9 protein-coding genes are annotated in these 5,689 nt (G+C 64.6%); 6 read left to right on the forward strand and 3 right to left on the reverse strand.

The window, feature by feature from the left end; translation table 11 throughout:
- Positions 1 to 306 precede the first annotated feature (306 nt).
- Both V9E98_10415 and V9E98_10420 read right to left on the reverse strand, forming a co-directional pair.
- Positions 307 to 1,200: a nucleotidyl transferase AbiEii/AbiGii toxin family protein gene (locus V9E98_10415; protein ID MEI2717392.1), complete on the reverse strand. Its 894-nt coding sequence runs from the start codon at positions 1,198 to 1,200 to the stop codon at positions 307 to 309.
- 35 nt (positions 1,201 to 1,235) lie between these two features.
- A complete protein-coding gene (locus V9E98_10420) occupies positions 1,236 to 2,258 on the reverse strand; it encodes a type IV toxin-antitoxin system AbiEi family antitoxin domain-containing protein (GenBank protein ID MEI2717393.1) in 1,023 nt (340 codons plus the stop codon).
- A 491-nt stretch (positions 2,259 to 2,749) separates the two neighbouring features.
- On the opposite strand from V9E98_10420, the gene V9E98_10425 reads away from it, so the two are divergent.
- Positions 2,750 to 3,109 (forward strand): hypothetical protein, encoded by a 360-nt coding sequence (locus V9E98_10425; GenBank protein ID MEI2717394.1) that lies wholly within the window; start codon positions 2,750 to 2,752, stop codon positions 3,107 to 3,109.
- Positions 3,110 to 3,138: 29 nt separating this feature from the next.
- Here V9E98_10425 and V9E98_10430 read toward each other — a convergent pair whose 3' ends face one another.
- Entirely contained in the window at positions 3,139 to 3,435 is a 297-nt protein-coding gene (locus V9E98_10430) for a hypothetical protein (GenBank protein ID MEI2717395.1), read from the reverse strand.
- 127 nt (positions 3,436 to 3,562) lie between these two features.
- Between V9E98_10430 and V9E98_10435 the strand changes: the two genes are divergently transcribed.
- The 5 genes from V9E98_10435 to V9E98_10455 are packed head-to-tail and all read left to right on the forward strand — an operon-like array spanning position 3,563 to position 5,623.
- A complete protein-coding gene (locus V9E98_10435) occupies positions 3,563 to 3,889 on the forward strand; it encodes a LuxR C-terminal-related transcriptional regulator (protein ID MEI2717396.1) in 327 nt (108 codons plus the stop codon).
- Positions 3,886 to 4,140: a hypothetical protein gene (locus V9E98_10440; protein ID MEI2717397.1), complete on the forward strand. Its 255-nt coding sequence runs from the start codon at positions 3,886 to 3,888 to the stop codon at positions 4,138 to 4,140. The genes V9E98_10435 and V9E98_10440 overlap by 4 nt, the downstream gene beginning before the upstream one ends.
- Complete coding sequence (locus V9E98_10445) at positions 4,094 to 4,738, forward strand: hypothetical protein (protein ID MEI2717398.1); 645 nt, start codon at positions 4,094 to 4,096, stop codon at positions 4,736 to 4,738. The genes V9E98_10440 and V9E98_10445 overlap by 47 nt, the downstream gene beginning before the upstream one ends.
- Positions 4,738 to 5,379 carry a histidine kinase gene (locus V9E98_10450; protein ID MEI2717399.1) on the forward strand — a complete coding sequence of 214 codons (642 nt, stop codon included), beginning with the start codon at positions 4,738 to 4,740 and terminating at the stop codon, positions 5,377 to 5,379. Before V9E98_10445 ends, V9E98_10450 begins: the two co-directional genes overlap by 1 nt.
- Positions 5,360 to 5,623, forward strand: a complete 264-nt coding sequence (locus V9E98_10455; protein MEI2717400.1) for an ATP-binding protein — start codon at positions 5,360 to 5,362, stop codon at positions 5,621 to 5,623. Before V9E98_10450 ends, V9E98_10455 begins: the two co-directional genes overlap by 20 nt.
- The last annotated feature ends 66 nt before the right edge of the window (positions 5,624 to 5,689 follow it).

A 5,689-nucleotide genomic window follows, 5' to 3' on the forward strand; every position in this document is an offset into this window, starting at 1 on the left:
GAATCGAGAGGCTGACCAAGCAACTCCAGGAAGTGCCCCACTTGGTCGAGCAAGTCGAGCGCTTGCACTCGCGGGTGACCTCCTTGACCGCGCGATTGAACGGCTGAACCAGTTGTTCGGGCGTGGAGTTACTCCCAGCGCGGATGCGGTCTCGGTGGACCGTCAGCCAGCAGCGGAACCGCTGACTACAACTCCGGTAGGCCGAGCGATGTAGTCCGGGCTACGCTGCAAACACCGCCGAGGGGATGACCCTCGGTCCGACGGCTCCGGTTCACCCCGGAGCCGTTTCTCTGGGATGCTGCCCGCTCAGGTCGTCGACGTTGAGGGTGCATCACTCCAGGTGAGCGACTCTGGATTCCACTGTGCGGACAGGTCACTGGATCTGAGGACTTGCGTGACGAAGTCCGCCATGAGCGCTTGGGCGTCGGCGAACGACGTGTGTTGAGAGCAGGCCGGAACCTTGCGGGCCTCAGTTGCGTAGACGCTTCCCCACCCGGATGGAAGGTCCAAGGCGGTGACCTGGTCCAGGCCCCGGAGTCGAGCCTCGCGTCGGATGGCTTCCCGAAGTTCGTTCGCATTGACCGTCTGGGTGTTGGCGATGACCACCAGGTCGATGAGATCTCGTTCGCGGCTGGACTGGCCGCCGGGGTATGTGGCGAGGGTTGCGCAGACCTTGTCGGCGATCTGATTCGCGACCGGGTACAGCCGATAGGGGAATGTCACGAGGCGAGGCACGTTCAGCCGGTTGGCTGGTTCAACGACATCCACTTCGGCCGCCTCACCTGGTCCGGCCACGAGGTCCACTGTCAGGTCGCTCAGGGCCTTGGTGCCCAGGTACACCTGGAAGGTGACGTGGTACCCGTGTGCATACGGCTGCTGGTCCCCCGCTATTGATTCGGTGCGCTTGAGATACGCGAAATGGAAATGGTCCTGCAGGTCGACAGCGGCCAGTGAACGCAGGCGACTCAGCGCCTGATCCAGGGAGTAGCCGTTGATGGCGAGATCGATGTCCTTGGTGCTGCGTGTGTTCGGGACGCGAGCGAGCATCCCGGTCCCTCCCTTGAGCACCCACTCCGAATCAGACCCGTCCGAGAACACGCGGCATAGGAGCCGGTCGAAGTGTGCTTGGCGGATGAGTTCGTTCACGCCAACGGATCGATCTGCACCATGAGCTGCCCGGGCGGCGTCCTTGATGGCCATTTCCACGGCCCTGGGGTCTGGATACTGCTCAACGTTCACGACCTTCCCTTCCCTGGCTCGGCACTCTCCGCGGCATCTCGCGCCCCAGCCTCAAACTCGTGAGTGAATCGCGCGGCGGACCGTATTGCTTCCATCGAGGGCGCCAGCTGAGTAATCACCTTCCGCCATTCGTCCGATTGCTGGGCTTGGGAAAGCTGGAGAGTCTCGAGTGCGGGCCGCTGCGGTCGTAGTGCCAGGGTGAGTGCCTCGGCTTGCCTGCGGATCTGCTCGTAAGCCGGCTCAGGTACCCGAAGCTGCGCCAGCTGATCTTCGAGGCACTGTGCCTGAGAACGGAGTTCCGCAAAGTACTCCGCAGCGATGGGAGCGGCAATCGACTCCATGCCCGCCAGGCGCCTGACCGTTGCTGCGGTATCGAGCCCAGCCAGTTGAAGGAGTCGCTCGACAAAGGCATCGCCCGCGCCCTTGGGCAGGCCGTTGCGAGCGGCCAGTGGACCGAGCCTGCGAGCGAGGTCCTCCAGGTCGACGCTGCCTTGCCGCATGGCATCACCGAGAGCATGCGCGACAAGTGTCAGATCGTGGCGGGCAGCCACCAGGTCGGCAAGGGTCCGCTCGATGGTCGTTGTCGGCAGACCATGCCGGAGGGTGACATCGTCGTCGCCCATCGATCGCACTGTGATGCGCACCCCCTGGCGCTGGCTTTGTCGGCGTACCAGTGAGGTGAGTTCGTATCGGTCCTCGCGAAAATCCCCCACACCGTGGAGTCGCGTTGCGGAGACACCAGATACGACGACATCGCTGGTTGGTGACTGCAGTCGCAGATGTGCGTCTATCCCGGGCACGATCGCCAGCCAGGCAGCGCGCACCCCCTCGAACTCATCCCCCGCCGCGCCCGCGTCACGATAGACGCCATGGAGCACCCGCTCCACGAGCCCGGCCTCAGCCAGCCGCGACAGATCCAGGCGACTCACCCCGCGTTGGGCAGCCTGAGCAGACGTGAACAGGCCCCACTGAGCGGAGGACAGCCCCGCCAGCATTTCGAGTGCCTGCTGTGACTTCATACTTGGATAGTATCCCGCATACAGATACTATCCAAGAGCAAGTGGGTCCTAGAGTCCACGAAACCCACGCGCGGGTCAGGGCCCTGGACTAGTTGATTCGATCATTTCGCTGCGTTGGTCCTGTATCAACTCGCACTCGATGAGCTCAGTTGGTCTCCTGGGCCTCGTCAACTAGGAGATCCGAGTGTCTCCGGTCGCGAGTGGCACTTAAGTCGCATTCTCCAACGACAAATGTCACTCAAAAGAGGGAATGAGGAATCGCGGACCCACTCTGGGAAGGCGACCCTTTTCGTGGACCGATTCTGGGAATCGGAGCGGCGCGAGGGCTGCGGGCAGCCTGAACGCATCCCGACACAGGGGCCGCGCTTCTCCGGATAGCCTCGCCCATGTCACACGAGTCCCGTCGACGTGATCGTTCGATGTGCGAAGTGATGCCGCGGGTAAGGACCCGGACAGCCACAGCGCGACGCTGAGGCGATATCACCTGGCTGTTGTGGGGACGTCCCCAGTCGCTGGCATTGCTCGCCGACGATTCGTGGCGCCACAACGCCGACCACGCCAACGGAATGGCCCAGCGACAGGCGGGTGCTGTGGAGCAGATCGACGGCGTCCGGATCAACCCGGTGCAGGCCAACGCGGTACTCGCCATCCTGCCACCCGAGGTGACCCTCCGCCTGCAGGACGACTTCCGGTTCTTTACCTGGGATCCGGCCACCGGCGAGGTCCGCTGGATGTGTTCCTGGGACACGACCGAGTCGGACGTGGACGAGTTCGCCGCTGCCATCGCCACGCAGATGGTGGTCCGGCACCAGCGGCCCAGCTTCAATCTCCCCACCGACGGGGGCACGTGACGGCAACCCCGGTCGGTTAGCGTGGTGCCTCAGAGGTCACTGGATGGTGAGGCGAGCAATGCCAGAGCAGCTGGAACCGCGGGACGAGGCGGCCACCGGCACCCGCCGGCCCGCCGATCCGGGTTCTTGTCGTGGACGACAGTTACCTCGTCCGTGAAGGCTTGCGCCTGTTGCTGGAACTCAGCGACGCCGTCGAGGTCATCGGAGGCTTTGCCGATGCCGAGCAGGCCCTGGTGTCGATCGCACGCGACACGCCTGACGTCGTGATCGCGGACATCCGCATGCCGCCCACCTACACAGACGAGGGGATCCGCTTGGCGGATCAAGTGCGGCGCGAGTACCCGTCATGCGGAGTCGTCGTGCTGAGTCAGGAGAGCACGGTCGGATTCGCTGCCCGCCTGCTGCAACAGGGGGCAAGCGGGCGTGCCTACTTGTCCAAGGACCGCGTCCACGATGTGGATCACCTGGTTTCCGCCATCAGCGCCGTTCACGCGGGCGACTGTCGCATCGATCCGAATTCTGGTGCAGCAGTTGGTGACGACCGGCACCACACCAGCTCCCAGTGCGCTCGACGGACTGACTCCGCGCCAACGGGAGTTGCTGGCCGACATCGCTCAAGGCAAGAGCAATATGGCCATCGCCCGGGACCGTTTCCTGAGTCAGCGCGCCGTCGAGAAGCATGTCAGTGAGATCTTCACGCGCCTCGGCCTCAGCGGGGATGCGGCCGTCAGCCGTCGCGTTCGGGCGACGCTGCTCTACCTAGAGGCGGCGCGCGGGTGACCCGCGCCAAGTGGGGCTTCGTCGGGCTCAGCGTCGCAGGGGCGGCCCTGGCCGGGATTTCGGCCACGGTGGCTGCGGGAAGTGTCACCGCGAGTCGACTCTCGGCATACTCCGTGACCGTCGGCGTGGTCCTGGTGTGGTCTGTCGGCTTGCTCCTGTGGAGCCGCCCATCGAGTCGCAGGGTGGCCCGCCTGCTGTTCCTGCTTGCGTTCGCCTACTTCGTCAGAGGATCTGGCGATCTCCGACAATGACTGGCTGTTCAGTATCACCAGAGCCCTCGGTCAACTCGCTGAGTTCGTCCTCGTCTGGGTCATGCTGGCCTTCCCATCCGGTCGCCTCCGCTCTGTACACGACCGCATCATCGTGGGTTGCGCAGCGTTCACGGCGTTCTTCCTCTGGATTCCGACGGTCCTTCTGTCGCAGACAGTCCCCCTCGCCGGGCCGATCGCGGCGTGCGGCGACTCCTGCCCCGAGAACGTCCTTCTGGTCGCGGACAACCCGAGCCTGGCCGCCGCGTTCCAGGCGGCGTTTCGGTGGAGCGGGACGCTGCTGCTGGTCGCCACGGCCGCCTCGCTCGCCGTCCGCCTGATTCGCGCGAGTCCTTTGACGCGCAGGACGCTGGCACCGGTCCTTGTCGTGTCCATCCTCCGGACCCTGGCGGTGGCGGCGTTCATCGGTTCAGGCGGATCGATCCTCTCGGGCGAGATTCTCGGTCGTCCTGTTCTGGTGTGTCCCGCTGTCCATGGCCTTGGGTCTCCTGCTCGGTCGCCTGTACTCAGCGTCGGCACTGAAACGGTCTCGTCTCCGGTCTGCAGAAGCGCCCGGATGCTGTGGCGCTGCGGGCCGTGATGGCCGACGCCTTGGAAGACCCGGAACTCGAGATCAACTACTGGGTACCGGATCGTGCGCAATGGGTGGATAGCACGGGTGGATTCACCGACCAGGTGCCGGTCCCTGGCTCTGATCGTGCCGCAACCTTGATCAACCAACCTGACGGAAGTCCGTTGGCCGAGATCGTGCACGACGAGTCGATGCTGGAGCAGCCGGATCTGATCGAAGCGGCGATCGCCAGCACACGTCTGGCATTGCAGACCAACCAGATGCAGGCGGAACTGACACTGTCCGACGAGCGAGTCCAGGCCGCGCAGAGTCGAGCCCAGCGCAGTCTGGAGAGGGATCTCCACGACGGAGCGCAACAGCGACTGATCGCACTTCGCATGAAGGTCAGCGTGCTGACGAGGATCATGGATCAGGACAGCCGAAGGGCCGCGGAACTGGCGCGGGAACTTCGGTCCGGACATCGAAGCCGCCTTGTCCGAGGTACGCGACGTCGCGCATGGCCGAGGGCATCGCACGCTCACTGCGCAGGGCCTGGCAGCGGCGCTGGACGATCTGATAACGCGCAGTCCATTCCCCGTGACGTTGGCCATGGAGAACATCGGACGATACCCCTCCCCGATCGAGGGGGCCGTGTACCTGACCTGTTCTGAGGCGCTGCAGAACGTCGGAAAGCACGCCGGCCCAGGAGTGAGCGTCACGGTGACTCTCGCCGACGATGGGGAATGGCTGTCTCTCTCCGTCGTTGACAACGGGAAATGGCGGGGCAGCAACTCGCAGGCCACGGGCCATGGGATGACGAACATGCGGGAACGCATCCTCGACGTGGGCGGTTCGCTGACCGTCGGTTCTGACGGCGGCGGCATGGCGGTCCGCGCCCGCGTTCCCGTGACCTGACGTCGCTGCGGAACACACCAGAAAACCGAACCCCGGTCTGCGGGGATCTCCCTTGGTGCAGGTCGT

This window comes from Candidatus Nanopelagicales bacterium (genome assembly GCA_037045355.1).
Classification (GTDB): Bacteria; Actinomycetota; Actinomycetes; order S36-B12.

Coding starts and splice junctions, on each gene's coding strand:
- V9E98_10415 (MEI2717392.1), bottom strand. CDS start 1,200: ATGGCCATCAAGGACGCCGCCCGGGCAGCTCATGGTGCAGATCGATCC.
- V9E98_10420 (MEI2717393.1), bottom strand. CDS start 2,258: ATGAAGTCACAGCAGGCACTCGAAATGCTGGCGGGGCTGTCCTCCGCT.
- V9E98_10435 (MEI2717396.1), top strand. CDS start 3,563: ATGTGGATCACCTGGTTTCCGCCATCAGCGCCGTTCACGCGGGCGACT.
- V9E98_10450 (MEI2717399.1), top strand. CDS start 4,738: ATGGCCGACGCCTTGGAAGACCCGGAACTCGAGATCAACTACTGGGTA.